Origin of the sequence: Phocaeicola plebeius DSM 17135 (assembly GCF_000187895.1) — a bacterium.
GTDB classification, from domain to species: Bacteria; Bacteroidota; Bacteroidia; order Bacteroidales; family Bacteroidaceae; genus Phocaeicola; species Phocaeicola plebeius.
This window is the reverse complement of sequence record NZ_DS990130.1, coordinates 135502-155281: the sequence shown is the minus strand read 5'-3', so window position 1 is coordinate 155281 and position 19780 is coordinate 135502. Positions and strand designations below refer to the sequence as shown.

The 19780-nt window shown below is 41.4% G+C and carries 24 protein-coding genes and 1 pseudogene; 10 read left to right on the top strand and 15 right to left on the bottom strand.

All coding sequences use genetic code 11. The features are described 5' to 3' along the window. Positions 1-251: 251 nt before the first annotated feature. The 7 genes and pseudogenes from BACPLE_RS08870 to BACPLE_RS18850 all read left to right on the top strand — a co-directional run. The gene (locus BACPLE_RS08870; RefSeq protein WP_007561026.1) at positions 252-620 is read left to right on the top strand and encodes a hypothetical protein; all 369 of its coding nucleotides are present in this window, start codon (positions 252-254) and stop codon (positions 618-620) included. An 11-nt stretch (positions 621-631) separates the two neighbouring features. Then, a complete protein-coding gene (locus tag BACPLE_RS08865; protein WP_007561024.1) occupies positions 632-961 on the top strand; it encodes a hypothetical protein in 330 nt (109 codons plus the stop codon). A gap of 12 nt (positions 962-973) precedes the next feature. Further along, positions 974-1681, top strand: a complete 708-nt coding sequence (locus tag BACPLE_RS08860) for a hypothetical protein (protein ID WP_235777918.1) — start codon at positions 974-976, stop codon at positions 1679-1681. A 27-nt stretch (positions 1682-1708) separates the two neighbouring features. Then, a complete protein-coding gene (locus BACPLE_RS08855; protein ID WP_007561020.1) occupies positions 1709-2365 on the top strand; it encodes a hypothetical protein in 657 nt (218 codons plus the stop codon). A 39-nt stretch (positions 2366-2404) separates the two neighbouring features. After that, positions 2405-2893, top strand: a complete 489-nt coding sequence (locus BACPLE_RS08850; RefSeq protein ID WP_007561018.1) for a lipocalin family protein — start codon at positions 2405-2407, stop codon at positions 2891-2893. Between the two features lie 211 nt (positions 2894-3104). Then, a complete protein-coding gene (locus BACPLE_RS08845) occupies positions 3105-3698 on the top strand; it encodes a putative polyvalent protein kinase domain-containing protein (protein ID WP_007561016.1) in 594 nt (197 codons plus the stop codon). A gap of 165 nt (positions 3699-3863) precedes the next feature. Continuing rightward, positions 3864-4040 (top strand): annotated as a pseudogene (locus tag BACPLE_RS18850) (GGGtGRT protein); the annotation flags it as partial. A gap of 453 nt (positions 4041-4493) precedes the next feature. On the opposite strand, the gene BACPLE_RS08835 reads toward BACPLE_RS18850, so the two are convergent. Then, on the bottom strand, positions 4494-5714 hold the full coding sequence (locus BACPLE_RS08835; RefSeq protein WP_007561014.1) for a BACON domain-containing protein: 1221 nt from the start codon (positions 5712-5714) through the stop codon (positions 4494-4496). Between the two features lie 365 nt (positions 5715-6079). Next, a complete protein-coding gene (locus BACPLE_RS08830) occupies positions 6080-7273 on the bottom strand; it encodes a multidrug effflux MFS transporter (RefSeq protein WP_167535720.1) in 1194 nt (397 codons plus the stop codon). A 143-nt stretch (positions 7274-7416) separates the two neighbouring features. Here BACPLE_RS08830 and BACPLE_RS08825 point away from each other — a divergent pair, with 143 nt between their 5' ends. Next, a complete protein-coding gene (locus tag BACPLE_RS08825) occupies positions 7417-8253 on the top strand; it encodes a helix-turn-helix transcriptional regulator (protein WP_007561012.1) in 837 nt (278 codons plus the stop codon). Between the two features lies 1 nt (position 8254). Here the strand turns inward: BACPLE_RS08825 and uxuA are convergent, their stop codons facing one another. Together uxuA and BACPLE_RS08815 are read right to left on the bottom strand one after the other, a co-directional pair. After that, positions 8255-9436, bottom strand: coding sequence for a mannonate dehydratase (uxuA, locus tag BACPLE_RS08820; RefSeq protein WP_007561011.1), 1182 nt, complete (start codon positions 9434-9436; stop codon positions 8255-8257). 18 nt (positions 9437-9454) lie between these two features. Next, positions 9455-10270, bottom strand: coding sequence for an SDR family oxidoreductase (locus BACPLE_RS08815; protein WP_040312912.1), 816 nt, complete (start codon positions 10268-10270; stop codon positions 9455-9457). Positions 10271-10385: 115 nt separating this feature from the next. On the opposite strand from BACPLE_RS08815, the gene BACPLE_RS08810 reads away from it, so the two are divergent. Beyond that, a complete protein-coding gene (locus BACPLE_RS08810; RefSeq protein WP_007561009.1) occupies positions 10386-11252 on the top strand; it encodes an AraC family transcriptional regulator in 867 nt (288 codons plus the stop codon). Between the two features lie 453 nt (positions 11253-11705). Here BACPLE_RS08810 and BACPLE_RS08805 read toward each other — a convergent pair whose 3' ends face one another. Next, positions 11706-11999 (bottom strand): helix-turn-helix domain-containing protein, encoded by a 294-nt coding sequence (locus tag BACPLE_RS08805; RefSeq protein ID WP_007561008.1) that lies wholly within the window; start codon positions 11997-11999, stop codon positions 11706-11708. After that, the gene (locus tag BACPLE_RS08800) at positions 11974-12273 is read right to left on the bottom strand and encodes a helix-turn-helix domain-containing protein (RefSeq protein ID WP_040312769.1); all 300 of its coding nucleotides are present in this window, start codon (positions 12271-12273) and stop codon (positions 11974-11976) included. Before BACPLE_RS08800 ends, BACPLE_RS08805 begins: the two co-directional genes overlap by 26 nt. A gap of 321 nt (positions 12274-12594) precedes the next feature. Here BACPLE_RS08800 and BACPLE_RS08795 point away from each other — a divergent pair, with 321 nt between their 5' ends. Beyond that, entirely contained in the window at positions 12595-12900 is a 306-nt protein-coding gene (locus tag BACPLE_RS08795) for a helix-turn-helix transcriptional regulator (RefSeq protein WP_007561006.1), read from the top strand. A 54-nt stretch (positions 12901-12954) separates the two neighbouring features. On the opposite strand, the gene BACPLE_RS08790 is transcribed toward BACPLE_RS08795, so the two are convergent. From BACPLE_RS08790 to BACPLE_RS08750, 9 genes are all read right to left on the bottom strand, one after another. Further along, the gene (locus BACPLE_RS08790; RefSeq protein WP_007561005.1) at positions 12955-13737 is read right to left on the bottom strand and encodes a PRTRC system ThiF family protein; all 783 of its coding nucleotides are present in this window, start codon (positions 13735-13737) and stop codon (positions 12955-12957) included. Then, on the bottom strand, positions 13734-14435 hold the full coding sequence (locus BACPLE_RS08785) for a prokaryotic E2 ligase family D protein (protein ID WP_007561004.1): 702 nt from the start codon (positions 14433-14435) through the stop codon (positions 13734-13736). Before BACPLE_RS08785 ends, BACPLE_RS08790 begins: the two co-directional genes overlap by 4 nt. A 5-nt stretch (positions 14436-14440) precedes the next feature. Continuing rightward, positions 14441-15550 carry a hypothetical protein gene (locus tag BACPLE_RS08780; protein ID WP_007561003.1) on the bottom strand — a complete coding sequence of 370 codons (1110 nt, stop codon included), beginning with the start codon at positions 15548-15550 and terminating at the stop codon, positions 14441-14443. 36 nt (positions 15551-15586) lie between these two features. After that, on the bottom strand, positions 15587-15808 hold the full coding sequence (locus BACPLE_RS08775) for a PRTRC system protein C (RefSeq protein WP_004326366.1): 222 nt from the start codon (positions 15806-15808) through the stop codon (positions 15587-15589). Between the two features lie 44 nt (positions 15809-15852). Next, entirely contained in the window at positions 15853-16914 is a 1062-nt protein-coding gene (locus tag BACPLE_RS08770) for a PRTRC system protein E (protein ID WP_007561002.1), read from the bottom strand. 18 nt (positions 16915-16932) lie between these two features. After that, the gene (locus BACPLE_RS08765; protein WP_039950479.1) at positions 16933-17142 is read right to left on the bottom strand and encodes a hypothetical protein; all 210 of its coding nucleotides are present in this window, start codon (positions 17140-17142) and stop codon (positions 16933-16935) included. A gap of 18 nt (positions 17143-17160) precedes the next feature. Continuing rightward, positions 17161-17376 (bottom strand): hypothetical protein, encoded by a 216-nt coding sequence (locus BACPLE_RS08760; protein WP_007561000.1) that lies wholly within the window; start codon positions 17374-17376, stop codon positions 17161-17163. Positions 17377-17668: 292 nt separating this feature from the next. Then, positions 17669-19438 (bottom strand): DNA topoisomerase, encoded by a 1770-nt coding sequence (locus BACPLE_RS08755; RefSeq protein ID WP_007560996.1) that lies wholly within the window; start codon positions 19436-19438, stop codon positions 17669-17671. A 75-nt stretch (positions 19439-19513) separates the two neighbouring features. Then, positions 19514-19774 carry a DUF4099 domain-containing protein gene (locus tag BACPLE_RS08750; RefSeq protein WP_007560994.1) on the bottom strand — a complete coding sequence of 87 codons (261 nt, stop codon included), beginning with the start codon at positions 19772-19774 and terminating at the stop codon, positions 19514-19516. Positions 19775-19780: the final 6 nt, after the last annotated feature.

Below are 19780 nucleotides of genomic sequence, written 5' to 3'. Positions count from 1 at the left end.
GGGAATAGCTGTTTGTAAATAGCCCAAAATATAGCCGCATAAAGAGTATATATGTTCCAAATCCTTTCCAGATTGTTAAAAATCAAGGATTCATACACTTTTATTCCTTTTATGTTTATTTGATAAATAATATATTAATATATTTGCAGAAAAATTTAAACATTGATAATCAGATGAAAGTTTGGTTATGTGTTCCCCAATGATTTTTTATTAATAGCTTATATAGGGAATAGATAAGCATAATATTTTTTATGAAGAAAATTCTATCAGTTTTATTATTAAGCTTGTTTACTTTACTTCCAATGCAAGTTCAAGGACAATTTGTGTCCTATAATCAAATTGAAAATGGAAAATACGAAGCCGTTATTTATTATAGTAGTACGACTGGACAAAAATCAACTTATGAGTTGGTAGTAACAGTAACTAATGATGTAGTAACAGCTATACATTTCGGGAATGGTGGTTCTGTACATTCTGGCTTCAACAATGAAGGATATACTTATTCTGGTGGGCAACTATCATTTAGTAGAGATTATCATGGAAATATAACTGGAGCATCTACAACTGTAAAAGTGACATATCCTAATGGAACTACACAATATTTTCAAATAGAATTATAAGATATACGGAAATGAAAGAAATTAGATTTCTGGCTATTTCATTATTGGTTGCATTAAGCATGGGATTTAGTTCATGTGCTACCAATATTCCGATAAGCCTTTTATGTAACGAACAACATATAGAAATTTATATTAATGAAGAATACGTAGGACGAGGATTGATTAACTATGTTGTTCCCAAAGGGACTGATTATATCAATGTTTCATGCAAAGAGAATGGTATTGAAATATACAATAGAAATTACTACGTAAAAGGAAAGAAAAATCAATTATTTGAATTGGATATCCCCAAAGATTATCGTTATTCTTCTGGACAGCAAATTAAACCTCAAATCAAATAATATAAGTCAATTATGAGAAGATTATTATTTTTAACAATGCTATTGTTTGTGTCTACGGTAATATGTCAAGCAGCCAAACGTCCTAAAATAGTCAAAATAACCGTCGAACCTAAAGAAGCGGCTATATATATAAACAATACTTTAGCAGGCTATGGATACGCTGAATTTACACACCCTAAGAAAAAGAATGAAGTTATAATCATACGATGTGAATGCAATGAATATAAATCCATACTAACTAAGTTCTATGGAGAAGATAAACGTAGCAGCATATCTTTTGCATTACAACAAGATGGGTTTTATCGTGCTTCTGCTGCGTCTGGTATTGTAAATAAATACTTCACAATCGATTTAGATTCCATTTATTACCAAATAGATGGAGATAAAGTAGATGTTTCACGTGCATGGAAATTACTTCATCAAATCCTTCTAAATTACTTTGATGAAATAGCCACTACAGATATATATGGAGGATACTTGCAAACCCCATGGCAATATAAAACATTCAATCTTTCTGAAAAACAAATTAGAAATAGAGTAACGATTAGAGATATTTCTACTCCTAAACGCGCTGCTTTCCAAATAAAGGTTTCATCTGAAGTTGCAGGAACTATGGCTGCAAGACATGGAGAATTTACAGAAGTTGACCGTATCCCTAAAGAGTTGGAACCTTTGATAGAAGAATTACAAACACGAATTGGTAAAGTTAGTAGTCTTTAATTTAAATCCTTTTTTAATATACAAATTATGAAAAAACTAGTATTTACTATTGGAATGGCATTTATTACATTTTTTCAAATAAATGCCCAAAGCTTTAAAGAAACATTTGATGCAAACTCACTTGAATGGACTGAATGTGCTTATGAAAGTAATAGTGGAACTGCTATTATTGACGAAGGGAAAATGACCATTATCTCAAAAGGTGAAAACAAAGGATTAGGAGTTGCCCTTACAGCCTTAAGTGGTGTAGCCACTAAAGTAGGAGAAAACACCTTTTTTGAAACACACTGCTATGCCCCACTTGATGTACAGAAACCTTTCAAGATAAGAACTCACGTCAATATTCAAAAATTAGCAAATGACCGCACGACAGGGCTGGTTTTTAACTATAGAGATGGGGGAAACTTCTACAGTTTTAACTTCAACAATGAAATGGTGCGCTTTGAACGTCGTGTGAATGGATTGGTAGTTGGTGCCATTCAGCAAGGAGTGAAATGGAAAGATAAAAAGAAAGTTGACCAAGAATGGGAACTTATAAGCGATGGTAACGTTCTTACATTCATTGTTGATGGAGTACAAATATTAAAAGTTCGTTATATGCCATTAGAATATTCTGGATTTGGTTACTATACATTTGGCAAACAAGAATTACAAGTTGATGATGTAGAATTCATTCAATTATAAAATAAATAATATAAATTATTTATAAACAATCCTATTACAATGAAAACATTAAGATTCTTAGGAATAACCTTGTTAACAGTCATGTTAGCTGTAAACTTTACAGCATGTAGTGATGAGGAAGAATCACTTGATTTAAACTCTTTAGAGGGTACTTGGATGCTTATTCACTCAAAAGGTTGGGAGTTATGCAGTAATGCCCCAGAAAAAGATGAATGGGATAAAGATTATGATTTTAGCACCCTTAATAGCGATAGTGAGAGAATAATAATTACAAAAATTGCAGATAATAAATATTCTTTCTCTTTTGGTTATTATACAGGTACTAATTGGTACAATGAACCAAGTACTACAGGAACGATTAATGGTCAAACAGCAGAGTTAAAAGATTCACCTTATTATTCAAATCCTGTTATTGAGAGTTTAACATCTGATAGAATGGTAGTACGAGTAACTTATAATGAAGTTTCCACTGGAGAAGAGGGACATTATCATAGCGGAGATATAACTAATACTTATATAAAGAAATAATACATAAGCAATAAGAACAGCATTTGAGCCTAAAAACTCTTATGCTGTTTCTTCTTTTATAGAGCTACTACATTTTAAGGAAATATCCAGATTATAAGCCCCAAGAAATAAAATGTCGTACCAATCATGGAAGTTAAAAAAGGAATAACTATCTTTGTTTTGAACTCATAAACATAAGATTTATGGAATATATAAATGAATTTCACAAAGAATGGATAGAACGCACTCGCCAATCAATAGCATCTTGGAGCAAGCAGCCTATATCGCTAGAAGAGAAAAGGAAACAGCAGGAACGCTTGAACCAACAGAGAGCTATAAGAGAGGGCAAACAAAAGAGCTGATTGACTTCGCCAATTCCAACAATTTATGGATTTCTCTTTCTGAACTAAATGTTGAATTTCTTAGTAAAGGTGGAGAAAACGAAGTCTATACAGGAAATAAAGATAATATCGTTATTAAACTGAATAATTTTGAATACGCAGGTGATGATTTGGAGAATTTCTTCATCCGCATAAATGCACACAACAAGTTATTTGGTAACGTACCTTATCAGATGATAGGTTTCGCCTATAATAGCCAACAAGAATTCTGTGCAGTTCTTATACAACCTTACATTTTGGCTGAACGAGAAGCTACAGAAGATGAAATAGCTACCTATATGAAAGCATTAGGCTTTGAAATGGACTATTACGACGAATATCATAATTCAGAATATGAAGTGTTTGATGTAGTTCCTAACAATGTACTTTATGGCATTGACGGTGATTTATACTTTATCGACACTCAAATCAGAACACGGTCTTAATCCAAATATGGATTTCTCTTACAAACGAAATTGCATTGGGAATTTGACCATAATGCAGCCCATTTTTATAATTAGTTCTTTTATTTATTTACACGGAGTTTATCTATTGCCACTATAGATTTGATTTATAGTTAATTAAGCTGGTTACAGGGATGCTCGGTCGCTGCTTCTTACGGTATGACAGATACTATGGGTCGTATGCACTCAGATGCTCAATTTGCTGGATCATCATCAGTTCCTGCTCACGTAGAAATGATGGGATTCCTGGGTATCGGTAACAACCCGATGGTAGGTTGTACAGTAGCTTGTGCAGTTGACGTTGCTACTGCTTTGAATAAGTAATCTATACTTAATCAAGATAATAAATCCCTGTAGCTCTATGAGTTATGGGGATTTTTATTTTGTCCGTACTTCATGGATAGAAGATAATTCCCTATTACTTTTTGCTTGCTTTTCTTCTTGTAAATAGTTATAGGTACATACTGATATTGAAGCTGAATATCGCTTTATTTGAGCTTGTTTTTTAAGGTTAAGAAGTGGCTGATTATCCTTGAAAATGGGCTGAAAAGAGGATATTTTGTGACCAATTTGTGACCATTTTCCCATTTTTTCAAAAGTGGTCGCAAAAATCAATTCATCTACCTAATACACAGAAAGATATATCATATTTAAAAGGACTTCCCAATGTACATTTTTTGTCCTTACAAATTCAAAGAAAACAGAATTTAAACAAAAAATGTACCCCTATTATCACTTAACGGAGCATAGGAGTACACTAAAATATTACACAAACGATTATTTCACCGGTTCATAAATCAGCGTATAGGTTTGAGTAATCACTTTGTCATTATATTTTGAATCGATTGTTTCTACAATCGTTTTAGGCAATCCAGTCGTTTCGTCAAAATGATAGGTATAAGTAGAAGACGTTTCCACATAACTTTCATCTCGATATACTTTACGTGTCACCATATAATTTATACTACGCTTGCCTATGTATCCATCAAAAAGCTTCAAATCACCTCCACCTAATAAACCTGTACTAAGATACTCATCAGAACCTATCATTCCCAACATTGCATTAATGTCAACATTCAGCTTTTCATTATTCAGATAATTACCATAAGTCATTGAGGTGAAACGAGGTTCGGCAATCGGCCCTACCTTTACCATGTTTCCATCTTCCCATAGAGCTGTAGCATACTCACTTTCCACAACCCTGCCTCCTTCGTCATACTTAATGAAGTATTCATCCGGCTCACCACCAGCTTCCATCAGTTCAATAACACGACCTGTAGAGATATCTACCTTATAAAGCATTGCAAAGTTATCCTCTGGAGTATCATAAAAATGAAAGGCTTCCGAAATCTGTCCGTTCTCACCATGGGTAAATACTACCGTTTCTTCAGGCCATTCATTGTATTTATAAGCGATACGAAGCGGACGATTCTGCTTGTCGTATATATAAGAAATATCATAAAGAGAAAATTCCTTAGAGCCTTCCATCAAAACCTTCTTCAAAAGATATTTTCCCGTTTCGGACTTCTGTATAGTCTGTTCTGCTTCTTTTCCTGTTGTCTGATTCACTTCTAACAAGGTGGTATCATTGTCAGCAATCACCATGATAGTAGCACTTCGATCTTTCCCCGTCGTATTTAACTGTAACTTCAAGTCCAATATCACATTTTCTCCAGCCTCGCCACTCTTGGGTTCAAAGTCTATCCAATCTGTCGATTCACCGGAACGTGTCGCTGTTCGGACAGAAGCCGTCCACTGGGCAGGTGCTGCAAACAATACCTCACCTGTTGACTGATCGGCATAAACTACCACTTTTTGATTTTCACTTTCAGGAACGGAAGGATCTGTATCTCCATCTCCATTCGGATTCTCCGGTGTCTCTGGAGCCGTAGATGTTACATCATCTTCGCTACATGCAAGTGTACCAGCCACCAAAAACAAAATAAAAACACCTCTCAATAATTGTTTACTTCCCCAATTCCATTGTCTAGTTTTCATAGATTTATTCTCATTTTATGTTATTTACAGGTGCAAAATTAGTATAAATTCATGAAATAGAATTTATACACGTGACTAATCAACAATAGATTCAACAGAGAAAACACTCTCACTGGCAGCACGCTCTTCCATACACTTGATTCTTAGATCAAGACCTGGGCGTGTAGAAAACAACTGGTTCAGTTGCAGGAAAACTGTCCGCCATCTGTTCCTGCAGCATTTTCAAATTCTGTAATAAAAGCACCATAGCCCAGAGAATTATACGGATACGCGCTTCATAAGATAAGTTTAGTTTATACAAAGATATAGAATTACACGTATCCATTTACTTAGAAATAATTGAGAAACAGAAAATTACCACAAACTCATTTACGGTAATATTGTGCCAATGAAAAAGCACGCCGAAGCGCTATGCGAGTGCAAACAAACGCACATACAGAACCAATAAAAAACAGCATTCCAGTAGAGACCATAATATTTCCCAGTCCTACAAGCGGAGAAACTACACCGCCAAAAGCAAAGCCCAATGCTCCCAGCAAAGCCGATGCCATACCCGCATTTGCCCGTTCACTATCCATCGCCAAGGTATTGGATGCGGTAAAAGTGAGTCCTAACATAGAAAGCAACGCCAAAAGCAGCACTTCATAAATCCAAAAACTGCAACCGGCACACAATGCTACACACAGAAGGAAAGAAGCGATTACCATTCCGACACTTCCCCTATATAAAGCTTGTTCCGGATGGGCAAATCTGACAGCCGAGGTCGCAGAAATGACAATGGCTATAGCATTGGCTCCAAAGCAGATGCTGAACATCAAAGGCGAAAAGCCATAATGCTCCTGCATAATAAAAGGAGAGGAAGCAATATTGGCGAACAACACTCCCTGAGCAAAACCAAACTGAAGGATATAACATACATACCGACGGTTGTGAATGACGGTAAGAAAACTCTTATACACATCTGACCAACGTGCATTCTGGCGACGTACAGCCGGCAGGGACTCCGCAAAATGCAGACTTCCAAGCAACAACAATATACCTAATCCGAACAATACCCAGAAAATACCGTGCCAGCCTACGCTTTCGGCCATTCCTCCTCCAGCCACCGGAGCTGCCACCGGAGCCACTCCATTGATAGCCCCAATAATAGCCAGCATCTTTGCCAGTTCCCTGCCGGAATACTTATCGGCTGCGATGGAGCGTGAAATCACAATTCCCCCGGCACCGGCTATTCCCTGCACCACTCTCCAGCCCACAAACTGCATGATGGTCCGAGAATAGAGACATCCCAACGTTGCCAAAAGAAACAGACACATGGCCACAATCAAAGGAAGCCGGCGACCATACTTGTCACTCAGCGGACCAAAGAACAATTGCCCCACGGCCAAACCTATCATGCTGGCCGTCAATCCTAACTGCACCTGTGAGGAAGTGGTATGGAAATAGTCAGTCATGGCAGGCAGAGTAGGCAGATACATATCAGTCACAAACGGACCAAATGCGGTTAATATACCTAAGAATACGAGAATAAATAATTGAGAATTGCTTCTTGTCATAATGTCCTTTTTTAAAACGCTGCAAAATTAGACATTATGACGAAGTTTTCATCTTCCTTTTACCGCACAAAATTTTTCAAAATCGGAACTATCTCATCTTTTTCTCGAAGAAAAACCGTATTTTTGTTTCATAAAACCATCTTCACATGGATATTTCCTTATTATCATCTCTCACCGCCATCCATTATGATGAAGGCAATCTGGCCTTTCTGAAAGCTTCCCTGCTCCATTTCGACTGTGGCATTCAACTACAATGCACCAGCGGAGAAGGTATTCTCTCCACCGGTGCACAGCAATTTCACCTACACAAAATGTCAGAACTTATTTTCTGGGAAGGAAGTATCATGCAACTTATAGATGCATCCGATGATTTTCACGTCCGCTTTCTGCTTTATCCCAAGAAGCTCTTTCTACAGGCAGCCATTTCACTCGACACCACGTATTTCAACTACATGAGAGAGTTTCCACAATACAACCACGAAGAAGAAAGCTGGAAAAACATCAGTCTATGGATGAACATGGGACAGTTGCTTTTTGCCCAGCCTCCTTCTGCATTCAGCGAACGGCTGGAACTGAATTTCCTGCAAGGTATGCTGATGTGGATTTTCAGTTCCATCCCCGACACGTACGTATCAGTGGCCGAATCGTACACCCGGAAGCAACTCTTGTTTCACAAGTTCATGCATCTGATTCACGAATATGCCGCACAAATGCATCAGGTATCGTTCTATGCCGGAAAGCTCTGCATCTCTCCGCGTTACCTGCACGAAATTACGGAAACCTACTCCAACGGAAAGACTCCGAAAGCGCTTATCGACGAACAGCTGACTGCCGAACTGAAAGTCCTGCTCAACAATCCGGCTTTATCCATTGCAGAAATAGCCTCCCTCTGCCAGTTTCCGGACTCTTCTTACCTGAGTCGTTTTTTCAAGAAAAATACCGGTATCTCTCCCAAAGAATACCGCACGCAAAAACAGCCCTGAATTATAGGAGTCCGCTTTCCATTTCATTACGAACTGCCGCCATCATGCCTTCCACTTGTGCCAGGGCAAACATACGTCCGCAGAAAGAGTAACCGGGATTGTATCCTTCTTTTTCATCGCCCAGCATCGTACGTCCATGATCTACTCGCATGGACAGTCCGGGATTTTCTTTCTCAAAAATACGGATTAGCTCCAGCAGATGACCTCTTCCTTCCAGATGTGATGTCTCTCTGAAATCTCCTTCGGGCAATATTTCCGTACTGCGAAGATGGACAAAGTGGGTTCTCCGGGCAAAACGACGGGCCAGTTCACGGGTATCATTCTGGCTTCCTGAGCTCAAGGAACCGGCGCAGAAAGTCAGTCCGTTATGCGGATTGTCCACGGCATTCAACAGCCAGTCGATGTCTTCTTCGCTGGTGACAATACGCGGAAGACCGAGCACCTGAAAAGGAGGATCATCCGGATGAATACACAGATTAACTCCATATTCATCGCACACCGGCATCACCGCATTCAGGAATTCACACAGATTTTCCCTCAACTTCTGGCGGTCTATTCCTTTATATAAAGCAAGCAGTTCGCGGAACTTACGGACGGGGTATTGTTCTCCCTCCTGAATGTTACCGTCGATAAACCCTTGCGTTTTTACAATAATCGTATCTATCAGCTCGGCTTTTTCCTCAGGAGTAATACGGCGGTCCAGTTCTTCCACCTTCTGCAATTCTTCCGGTGAATAATCACGTTCCGCTCCTTCACGCTGCAAAATCTTCAAGTCGAAATAGGCAAAACGTATCCGGTTAAAATAAAGCGAAGAACTTCCGTCGGGCAAGGCATAATGCAAATCTGTACGTATCCAGTCGATGACCGGCATGAAGTTGTAGCACACCGTCTTCACTCCACATTTCCCCAAATTAGCCAGACTGATTCTGTAATTCTCTATCAAGGCATCACGCTCAGGGCCGCCGTACTTGATAGCCTCGCACACCGGAAGGCTTTCTACAACCGACCATCTCATGCCGTACGATTCAATATAGTTTTTCAGGTCATTAATTGCCTCTGTGGTCCAAACCTCCCCGTTGGGCACCTCGTGAAGCGCCGTCACAATGCCTTCCACCCCAATCTGCCGAAGCATGGAAAGCGTGATGCGGTCTTTCTTACCAAACCATCTCCAAGTCTTTTCCATCGTTACCGTTCCCTTAAATTATACTCCACTGAATGAACTGAATCCTCCGTCGATGGGCAAAGTAACTCCCGTAATGAAGCTGGCCGCCTCACTGCACAGGAACTGTACGGCTCCATTCAGTTCTGAGATGTCACCAAAACGCCTCATCGGAGTCTTGGCTATGACTTTCCGGCTACGTTCCGTCAGCGAACCGTCAGGATTTATCAGCACAGCACGATTCTGGTTGCCGATAAAGAAACCGGGCGCAATGGCATTCACGCGAATCTTCTCACTGAACTTCAAGGCCATTTCCTGAGCCATCCAGCGAGTGAAATTCTCTACAGCACTCTTGGCCATGGAGTAGCCCGGCACACGGGTAATGGCTTCATAAGACGCCATAGAAGACACATTGATAATGCTACCGCTTTTCTGTGCGGCCATAACTTCCCCGAACACCAGGCAAGGATATACCGTACCGTTCAGGTTCAGGTCTACCACCTTGTTCAAGTCTTCCACCTTCATATCGAACACGTGCTGCGTTTCGGTCAGCGTACCTCCCGGGATATTTCCTCCCGCTGCATTGACCAGGATGTCTACTCTTCCCCACTGAGCCAGCACTTTTTCTTTCACTTCCCGCAAGCTGTCCATGTCGAGCACATTGCAGGTAAAACCGCAAACTTCTCCCCCGGTCGCTTGCAGTCTTTCCAACGTTTTTTCCACCCGGTCAGAATGTGCTCCAATCACTACAACTTTGGCTCCGCCCTTCAACAGGCCTTCAGATATGTTACTTCCCAATACCCCGGAACCGCCTGTAACTACAGCCACTTTTCCGGATACATCAAACAAACTGTTCATATTATGTCCATTTTTATCTGCCCCAAAGTTAGAGGAGAAATAAACATGAACATTTGCCAATTTTTGCAGGTTATTTGCGTAACTTTGCAGTATCTTACTTTTTCCTTTTCCTAACATGAGAAAGATACTCAATGAACAACTGGATATTACGGATGCCCACCCGCTGAAGGCCCGGTTCTACGATTACAAGAACTTCACTTATCCCTGGCATTTCCATAGTGAGTTTGAAGTGATTTACATCGAAAAGGGATATGGCCTGGGAATGGCAGGCGACGGCATGACCGATTTCTCCGACCAGCAACTGTTTCTTTTAGGTTCCAACCTTCCTCATTACCTGGAAAACGCACCGGAATATGACTTGAAGGAAGAATTAAGAGTGAACGGGGTTATCATCCAGTTTGAAAAGGATTTCATGCAATATGCTTTCTCGCACTACAGCCAGTTTCAAGGTATCAATCGCCTGCTGGAAGAGGCACAAAGGGGGCTGCTGTTTTCATTATCCAATTGCACGAATGATATTCCGCAGATAATAAAGCGCATCCCGCAAAAAGAAGGGGTGGGACAAATAGTGGAGTTCCTGCAACTGCTGGATGCACTGACGCATCTCACTCCCAAAAAAGTCATCTCCTCTCCTGCCTACGATCCGGTTCCAGCGCGGTTTAACGGACGAAAGATTGAAAAGGTCATGGCATTCCTCAACAAGCATTACACCCAGCCAATCTGCCTGGAGGATGTAGCCTCATACGCTGCCATGAACACGACTGCCTTCTGCCGTTTTTTCAAGGAAAACACCGGAAAAACATTCAGACAACATATCACGGACATGCGAATTGGCTATGCCTGCAAACTATTATTAAACGGGAAATGGAATATTTCAGAAATCAGTCTGGAATGCGGCTTTGAATCAGTTGCACACTTTAACCGATGCTTTAAAAAGCATACGGGGATGACTCCCACTTCTTATCGGAAGAAAATTCAATAAACTACATGTTATCAACACATTACCATTTTCTCTAAACGAGATAGAGATTAGCACTCAAAAACGCAAATACGTTTTCTCTCAAACATAAGTACATTTTAGTCTAAATACAAGTACATTTTAGATTAAACACCTTTGCGTTTGAAGTGAAACGTACTTGTGTTTCAAACAAGCCACAAAGCCATCCTTGAAAAAGCACATTTATATCATCATACAAACATGAAAAAAGCGACTATCTTTTTCAAGATAATCGCTTTTTTCTGAGTGATCCGCCTGGGGGCGGAACCTTATATTTTTTATCGCTAATAATCAATTACTTATCTTGTAGCTTACCATTTAGTCCACCTATTTCACCTCGATTGAACTTCTTTGTTCTGCACTGAGATACAACTCTTTGTCAGTAATGCAAAGATACTGATTTTTCTTTTGAAAATCAACGAATACCACAAGAAATGTTTACTGGAATGCCTCTTGCCTGTTTTTTTCAAGAAGTTCTTCTATATCAGATTCACGATAAAGTATTTTACCTCCAATCTGATAATAGGGTAAAATTCCATTATTCCTATATTCTTGTAAAGTGCGTCTTGATACTTTAAGGTAATTAGCCAGTTCCGAATCATTCATATATCTATGCCCATTGAGTGTTGGGGTATTATCTTTCAGAATACTTTCAAGTCTCATAAGCGTTTCTTTGAGTCTATTGTATATCTGAAGAATTTGTTCATTATCTTGTGTGATTACTTTGCTCATGACTGTTATGCTTTTCTATAAATTTCTGAATATCTTCTTTTTTATAATAAATCTTTTTCCCAATTTGAGAATAAGAGATTTGGTCTGTATCTCTAAGATTCTGTAACGTTCGGGGAGCGATTTTAAGAATCAGGCAAACTTCTTGATTATCCAACCATTCTCCTATCGTTTTATGTGAAGAAGCAGTTATCAATTTATCAATAGTATCAAGGAAATTTTCGATTTCCTTTAATGTCTTTTCATATGTGGCCGTTTCAATTCCAATGATTTCCATATCCAAAAGATTTTTGAGTTTGTACAAATGTATTTTGAATATGTATAAAGTACAAAATGTTGTCATCAGATGTCTTCAGGTAGCATCAAATATCAAGACTTGTATTTGTGTTAACCTGTTTTCAATTTCGTATTACATAGTTTACACTTTTGGTTTACATCAACATAAAATAGTAAAATTTTATATACTTGATTATCATGGATTTATAAGCATATCGGTCTTTGTCTCAGATTTAGGCATACTATTTTCATTACTATAAGTATATACTCTTAGAGTGCGCACGAAGAGAGTATCGATTTATTCACTTATAATATTGGAATTATGTCATATATAGATAATGAGATACTCGAAAGACTGATAGGAACTATGATAGAGGGATTTGCCCGCATTGAAAAGAAACTGGATCAGATGAACCGTCTGAAAGAATGTATGAACGGAGACAGACTGCTTGATAATGTGGATCTGGCAGAACTCCTTGGTGTGTCACAAAGAACATTGGCACGTTACAGGCAAGAGGGCAAGATTAAATATTACTCGGTTGAAAAGAACGGGAAATCATTCTATCTCGCCTCGGAGATACAGAGTTTCCTTCTCCAGCGAGGTAAGAACATAGTAAATAATAAGTAGCAAATAGAATAAGTGACCGTATTCTGATGGAAAGATGATACGGTCACTTATGCATTATACCGGGATTGCGGTTACTTTCAATGTCTCCAGATTGACATAGGCACCGCGATACAGTGTCTTTCCTTCCTTGAACATTCTCCATAATATGTCACATCCGATATGTGCCAGTGTGGAGTTAATGAACAAATCCTGTTTTTCCAGGGCTTCCGCCAAAGAACAGCTTGGTCCTGATTCTTTTTCCTTGATTTTCGCATAGTCCACTTCCTCGGTAATGACATTCATTTTAGGCATGGGAATATATTCCTGTGAAGAAGGTTGGAGAACTTTCTCACGTACCGTCCCGATGATGACCTGTCCTTTTGTCTGGCTGTTCCCGAAATCCATCCAGTATATAGGAACCAAATAGTCATTGAAGTTCTCTTTACGAGTTTTCTTTAGAAATTTCCAAATCTCAAGACGTGAACGTATATTGTCAGTGCAGGTAATAAATATGTTGGCTGTATCATATCCTGAAAATTTCTTCGTTGGGAAACATTTCGGTTCGGCAGTCCATGCGTATCCGAAGAAACGGTTGATGCGTGTGACAAGTGATACGGCCTTGTTCAGTCCCAGTTCCGTCTCACTGAAAAGCTGACGTCCTATATTGGCCTGGCTTACTGTGTCGGGATCGAATACGGTGACATGTAGTCCGGGATGGCCCAATGCTTGAAGTGCCATACTCATACGTGCCAAATTAGTTATCACTTGTGAGCCGGTACCTCCGGCTCCGATGACGAATACCGTTACCGGATGACGCGGATTGAGCAGGTAGCGGTCTGTAAAATGTATCTTTTTCATGGAAGTATGTCTTTAAGTTTTTTATTCATGGGCTTGAGTTCGTTCATGTCGAACGGATTGTTTCTTATGTTCTCGGTGACGATGACAAGATTTGAAACTGTAGGATTCACATTTCCTCCCAGATGGGAGAATTCGGTCAGCCAGAACCGTTTTTCCCAGTATTCCAGCAGGGAAAGGAAAGTCGGGTTCTGTGGCTTTTCCAGAGAGCTGCTGCCAAGGCAGACACTTGATCCGGTCACGTTGAAGAACGGGGCACGGAACAGCGGTGTCGTTTCCACCGGACGTTTTCCCTTGAAGGCGAACACGTCCATGCTTCCGTTTCTTACATGGTAGACAATTCCCGGCAGATTGAACATGCCGTCCTGTATATTGAGATTCTTGTGAAAGAACATCTGTCTTTTTCTGGGCGGATTGTACCAAATATATTCTTCCTGTCCTTTTCTCGGATTGCAGGCCAGCATATTTTCAGGGGCTCTGCCTGCCGGTATCCCGCTCATTTCCTCCGTATAGGATTCCAGCAGGGTATTCATGAATTCGTATGTGACGGGGATACCTGCCCCCATCTGTCCGCTTTTTCCGATGGGACGCAATTCTATGAAGTACCTGGTGTCAGAATTTCTTCTGTCTTCATACTTGTAGGCGATGATAGCAGCCTTCGGTACCATCATTTTCTGTATGTTTTTTGTCAGTTCATTCATGATGTTTATAAATTATTGGTAACATGTTCTACAAATTTCTCAAACCATTTCTCAAACCGTTCCGGATAGTTGTCCGGCTTGAACAGTTCCTCTGTTTCCGGTGTGATGAAGATAAAAGATACGGGAGTCTGGTTATATGTCTCCTGACAGTCGGCACTGAAGCAGCTTTCAACATCTTTTGTAACCGTATCCGTGATGGAATATACGAGTAGTATCTGGTAATTGAGCGGTGGTGGTTCAAAATCCTTTTCCTTTTCGCTTGCAAAATCATAGTCATAATTCATGATATGCGGACTGTCATTTGAGATCAGGGACATTCCTTCATTAATCAGCTCCAGCAGTCTTCTTTCATTGGCGTTGGAAGGATTACAGTTTCGGATATGCTCTTCCAGATTCCTGCAAAATGCTTTGGTGTACATCCGGCACAGTTTTCTGTGGATTCTTCCTTTTTCATATGACCTGAAGAGTTTTTCCTTTCTGTACAAATCCTTTTTCTCTTCGTTATCAAGTTGCTCAAAGTCCACACAGTCAATATAAGATTCCGACATCTCAAAATATGGGGTATCGGTTATATCCATCATCCAGTGATGCTTGATGAACCGCCTGATAAACTCCAGTGCGACCTTTTTAATTTCACCGTGCAGCCTTTCCGTAAAGTCTATCGGCATAAAGAAAAGCGTATAATCCGGCCATTCATGAAAATGGTAGATACAGAACTGGAGCCTGTCACCGACAAGTTCCAGATTCACATGATGAGATACTATGGAATCCAGCGCATTATATAGCAGGCATATTTTCTCTCTTGTGGAAGTCCTGCCTGTAGGATGGTATGGCAGCTCCACATCCAGGAGCTGCGCATACTTCATGGCTGAACGGTACAGGAAATCAAGATTCTCTTTGGTGGTGACATTTACCGTTGCATCCCTGTCATTCTCCACATACAGATCGGGAGCGATGGAAGGTATTCTCGTGTTCAGAAAACCATGAGGCTTTCTGCTGGAGGGAGTCTTCTTTTCTTCCTGCTCCTGATACCCCGGCTTATGTCCGTATTTTCGAGTTCCGATATGATAAGTCTGGCTAAATTTTCCAAAGCCCGTTCCGTAAGTTGTGTACATGGTTTCTTGTCTTTAAGTTGTCCTTTTTTCATGTCCTTACCCTTTCACTCCGATGGTTGTCTTGAATTCATATACCGCCCGGTCGTCCTCGATTTCAGGCCCATGTACGGTCGCGGTGGTCAGTTCTGGATAGTTCATTGAATAGAAGTCCATCACTTCAGCCGGAGACATGTTTACGTTCGGATCGTCCAGTACGATTTCCTGACTGTTTTTCTTCATCTTGAATACTCTTTTCATTCCTTTAATTTCCAGTGCCATATTGTTTATAGTTTATTGGTTTTACAAATCATTTATTTTGTATATCAGCAGTATACCATTTCTACCTGTGCCTCGTCCTTCATCCGGTACTCAGCCGGAAAATCCGGATATTCCGCATATGGGTCCTCTCTTAGAAGTTCCCTGTCATTCTCGTCTTCCGGATCGAAGCAGAATGTCTCATGTGTAGCCGGTGCAGTCTGGTATTCCCGTCCGTTTCCGTTCTGTACCTGTGCTGTTCCGTTCGGTATATGGCCGTTTGTCGGCTGCCGTACCTGTTGTTGTGGATAAGGAACCGTCTCAGGCTGGTAAGCCGGCTGCTGCGGATAGGGCTGCATTGTAGCTCCTTGTGGCATACTTGTTCCTTGCATTACGGGGCGGTTTGGAGCAGGTTGGATATATGCTCCGTTCGTTCCATATACCGGTTGAGGCATTTCCTGTGGAATCTGTTGTGGAGCAGGCTGCATGACAGGTTCAGGATTCATAGTATGGGTTGGTTGCTCCGGGAATATGCTTGTTTGCATACCGGGCTGTGGCTGACCGTTCATGTTGCCTTGTGGTTGGGGAATTACCGGTGCCGGTTCCTCTGTCATACCGAACAGACTTCCTTCGCTGGCCTGTTTCTGTACTTCCTGCATCTTTTCGTCAATCTCCTTCTGTTTTTCTGAAGGAGCCAGCACCCGTGCCTGTTTCAGCCATGTCATTGCTTCGGAGAACCTTTTTTCGACAGTTGCATCATCAGCCTTCTTGAGGAGCTTTTCCATCTTTTCACGTTTTTCCCTGGCTTCCTTTGATTCAGCCGGTACTGTTGGAGTTTTGGATGATTTGGCCTGTGATGTAGCCTTTTCTGCCTGTTTTTCGAAATTTTCCGCATTGACAAGCAGCCCCTGTACCTTCTGTATCGGTTGGAGTATGGTCTGCAGGAAGCCCATATCCAGTTCTGCCGGTGTTCCGTTCACTACCAGCGGCACCATGTTCTGCCGCGTATCCTCTTTCAGGCTGTTCCGCCTTGGCATGACTGCTACGCTCAGGCTGTTGTCCACTTTACGGATATTGATGTTCAGATCCGTACCCGCTGTAATCATCTGATAAATTGATTGAAAAAACATAATTGAAAAATTTTATGGTTATACATAAGTTTCCTTGAAGAATTCTTTCAGGACATCCTCCCTGTCCGGTCTGCTTGCAATATCACGCAGAGATTCCAGATAGTAGCCGATGTTTTTAGGCTCATCAACAGTATTGGGCAGACGTCTTTTGACCGGTCGGATATGTTCGCTCTGTGGCCATACAGCCGGCATGACAGGAGCGGAAGATATACATGTACTTGTTTTCATATATGTAGGTTTTATTGGTTAGAAAAACAGGAGTCCGACAATGAAAAAGATAAATGCTATCCTGACAATCAGTAGAAGAACTCTGAAAAGAAATCCTATGATTCCTCCGGTGAGCAGGAGCATTGCAATAATACCTGTAGGCATGATACCTTTTTCTGTCAGCATAAGTATTCCGATAACCAGTACCAGGGTTACCGCATGCTTGCTGATACTTTCGATAATCTGTAGTTTCATAATCCTTAATTTTATGAATGAATAATCCCATCGGGATGTGTTTTCCCGATTTTATAGGCCTCCGGCCTCTTGGATTGCCTTTTTGCGCAAGGCCTGGCAGGAAAAAATACCGGAGCGCAGCGAGGATGATTTTTTCCTGTCCAGCCAAGCCCTTGAGGGCAGCCTTGCGGCAAAAGGCAGGCAATCCAAGACCTTTGCCGCTTAAAAGCGGAAAAACATATTCTTTTCTGTACGGATACAAAAAAATGCAGACCTTCAGGCCTGCATTCTCTTGGTTGATTAGGTATAGATGTTATTCTTCTTTTGTGGAATAGGTGTTGAAAATGTCATCAGTCATTTCCTTGGCGAGAGTCCTGATCCTGTTCAGGAAGTCCTGTCCGGTTATCATTCCGCTTTCAAGTCCGGCCAGCTGTTTTTCCCAGTCTGCGGTGAGTGAAGTATCCGCAATTTTCTTTCCACGGATGGTTTCGTAGGTGAACATGCCTTTCGGGGTCGGAACGATATATTTCCCTGAATAACGGATATACTTACGGTTAACCAGTGTACGGATGATATTGGTACGTGAGGATACTGTACCCAGTCCGTTCTGTTCCATGTATTCCACCAGTTCTGCATCCGTGAACGGATTTACCGGCAGCTGTTTCTTGTGTACCATGTTGCATCCGCATACATTCAGAGTATCACTTTTCTCCACTTCGGGGAGTTCATTGACAGAATATCCTGATTTTGGAACCATGTCGGAACGCATAAACACATCATGCCAGCCGGCTTCAATGATTCTTGTTTGTTCGGCCTTGAAATGCTGTGCCGCACAAACCGCTTCAACATTTGTCGTTTCTATGCGGCATGGAGCCATGAATGTTTCAAGCATCCTTCCGGCTACAAGTCTGTAAACCTGCATTTCCTTTTCGGACATATTTCCGGGACGGATACCTGTAATGATGATGGCATGATGTACATTGGCTTTTTCTGCGTTTATTACGTGGCGGGACAAACTGGATATGTCAATACCTCCAGTTCCTTTAGCGGCAGGGAACAGCTCCCATGATAGCAGACGCGCCATGATTGGTGAAAGCGAGTCAAGCACATCCTCCGTCAGATAACGGCTGGAAGTCCGCGGATAGGAAATCAGTTTCTTTTCATAAAGAGACTGGGCGATGTCATACACCTCTGATGCGGTAAAACCATAGCGGATGTTCGCTTCCTTCTGAAGCTGTGTCAGGTCAAGCAGATCCGGTGGAAGTATTTCCTTTACGCTGTGACTGATACCTGTAATCTGTGCCTGATGTGCCAGCTTGCAGTCCTGAAAAAACATTGTTGCGGATTCTTTGTCGGGAAGATCCTGTGTGCGGCGCATCTTGAAGAGGATGCCGTCCTTTTGCAGGCTGATGTAGATGGGCCAGCTGTCCGATGAAATATGGTTCTCCCTTTCACGGTAGCGTCTGCTGATGGCAGCCAGTACCGGTGTCTGCACCCGTCCGAGGGAATTGTTGCCAAGGCCAGTCGCCTTACACATGGCATAGCTGGCGTTGATTCCGAGAATCCAGTCCGCCTTGTTGCGGCTGTCGGCAGAAAGGAACAGGCTGTCGTAGCAACTGTCCGGCTTCAGGTTTTCCATGCCTTTACGCACAGACTCGTCGGTAAGAGAGGAAATCCACAGACGGAAGCAAGGCAGTGTACAGTTCAGGTATTGATAGACATAGCGGAATGTCATTTCCCCGTCACGGCTGGCATCGGTAGCCGCAATGATGGTATCGCATGCCTGAAACACTCTCTCGATTACTTTAAGCTGGAGCACGGCATCAATGTCCGGTATCCATCCGTTCTCGGTGCGTGTATGCCGTACCATCAGTTCGAATTCGGACGGGATGAAAGGAAAGTCATTCCGTTCCAGCTTCTGGGTTCCGTAGTCCTTCGGCATGGCCAGTGACAGCATGTTCCCGAAAGTCCATGTAACCATGTAGCCGTTTCCTTCCACATATCCGTTTCTTACTTTGGTTGCACCGATGATTCTTCCGATTTCTTTTCCTACACTTGGTTTGTCTGTTAATATGGCAATCATGATAAATTCTGTTTTTATCTCTTTCCATACGGTAAGTCCGTATGGAAAGAGAGATGATACATTATGGTTTCTTATTTATTCACCTGAAGGGTTGATACCGTTTACGCTGATGACCGGATTTCCATTCTCGTCTTCAATCAGACTGAGTGTGGCGTCCATGGTCAGTGAAAATACAGGAGTCTTGATTTTAATGGACATGACATTGGTTTCCTCTCCCTGAAGGAGCAGGTCCATGTTTCCGTCCTTTTCAATTTGCGATCTGCTGATACCTACCGATTCCAGTTTCTCCCAGTCGATTTGTTCAGTCTTGTAGATATGATGATTGGTCTTGTTCATGTTCTT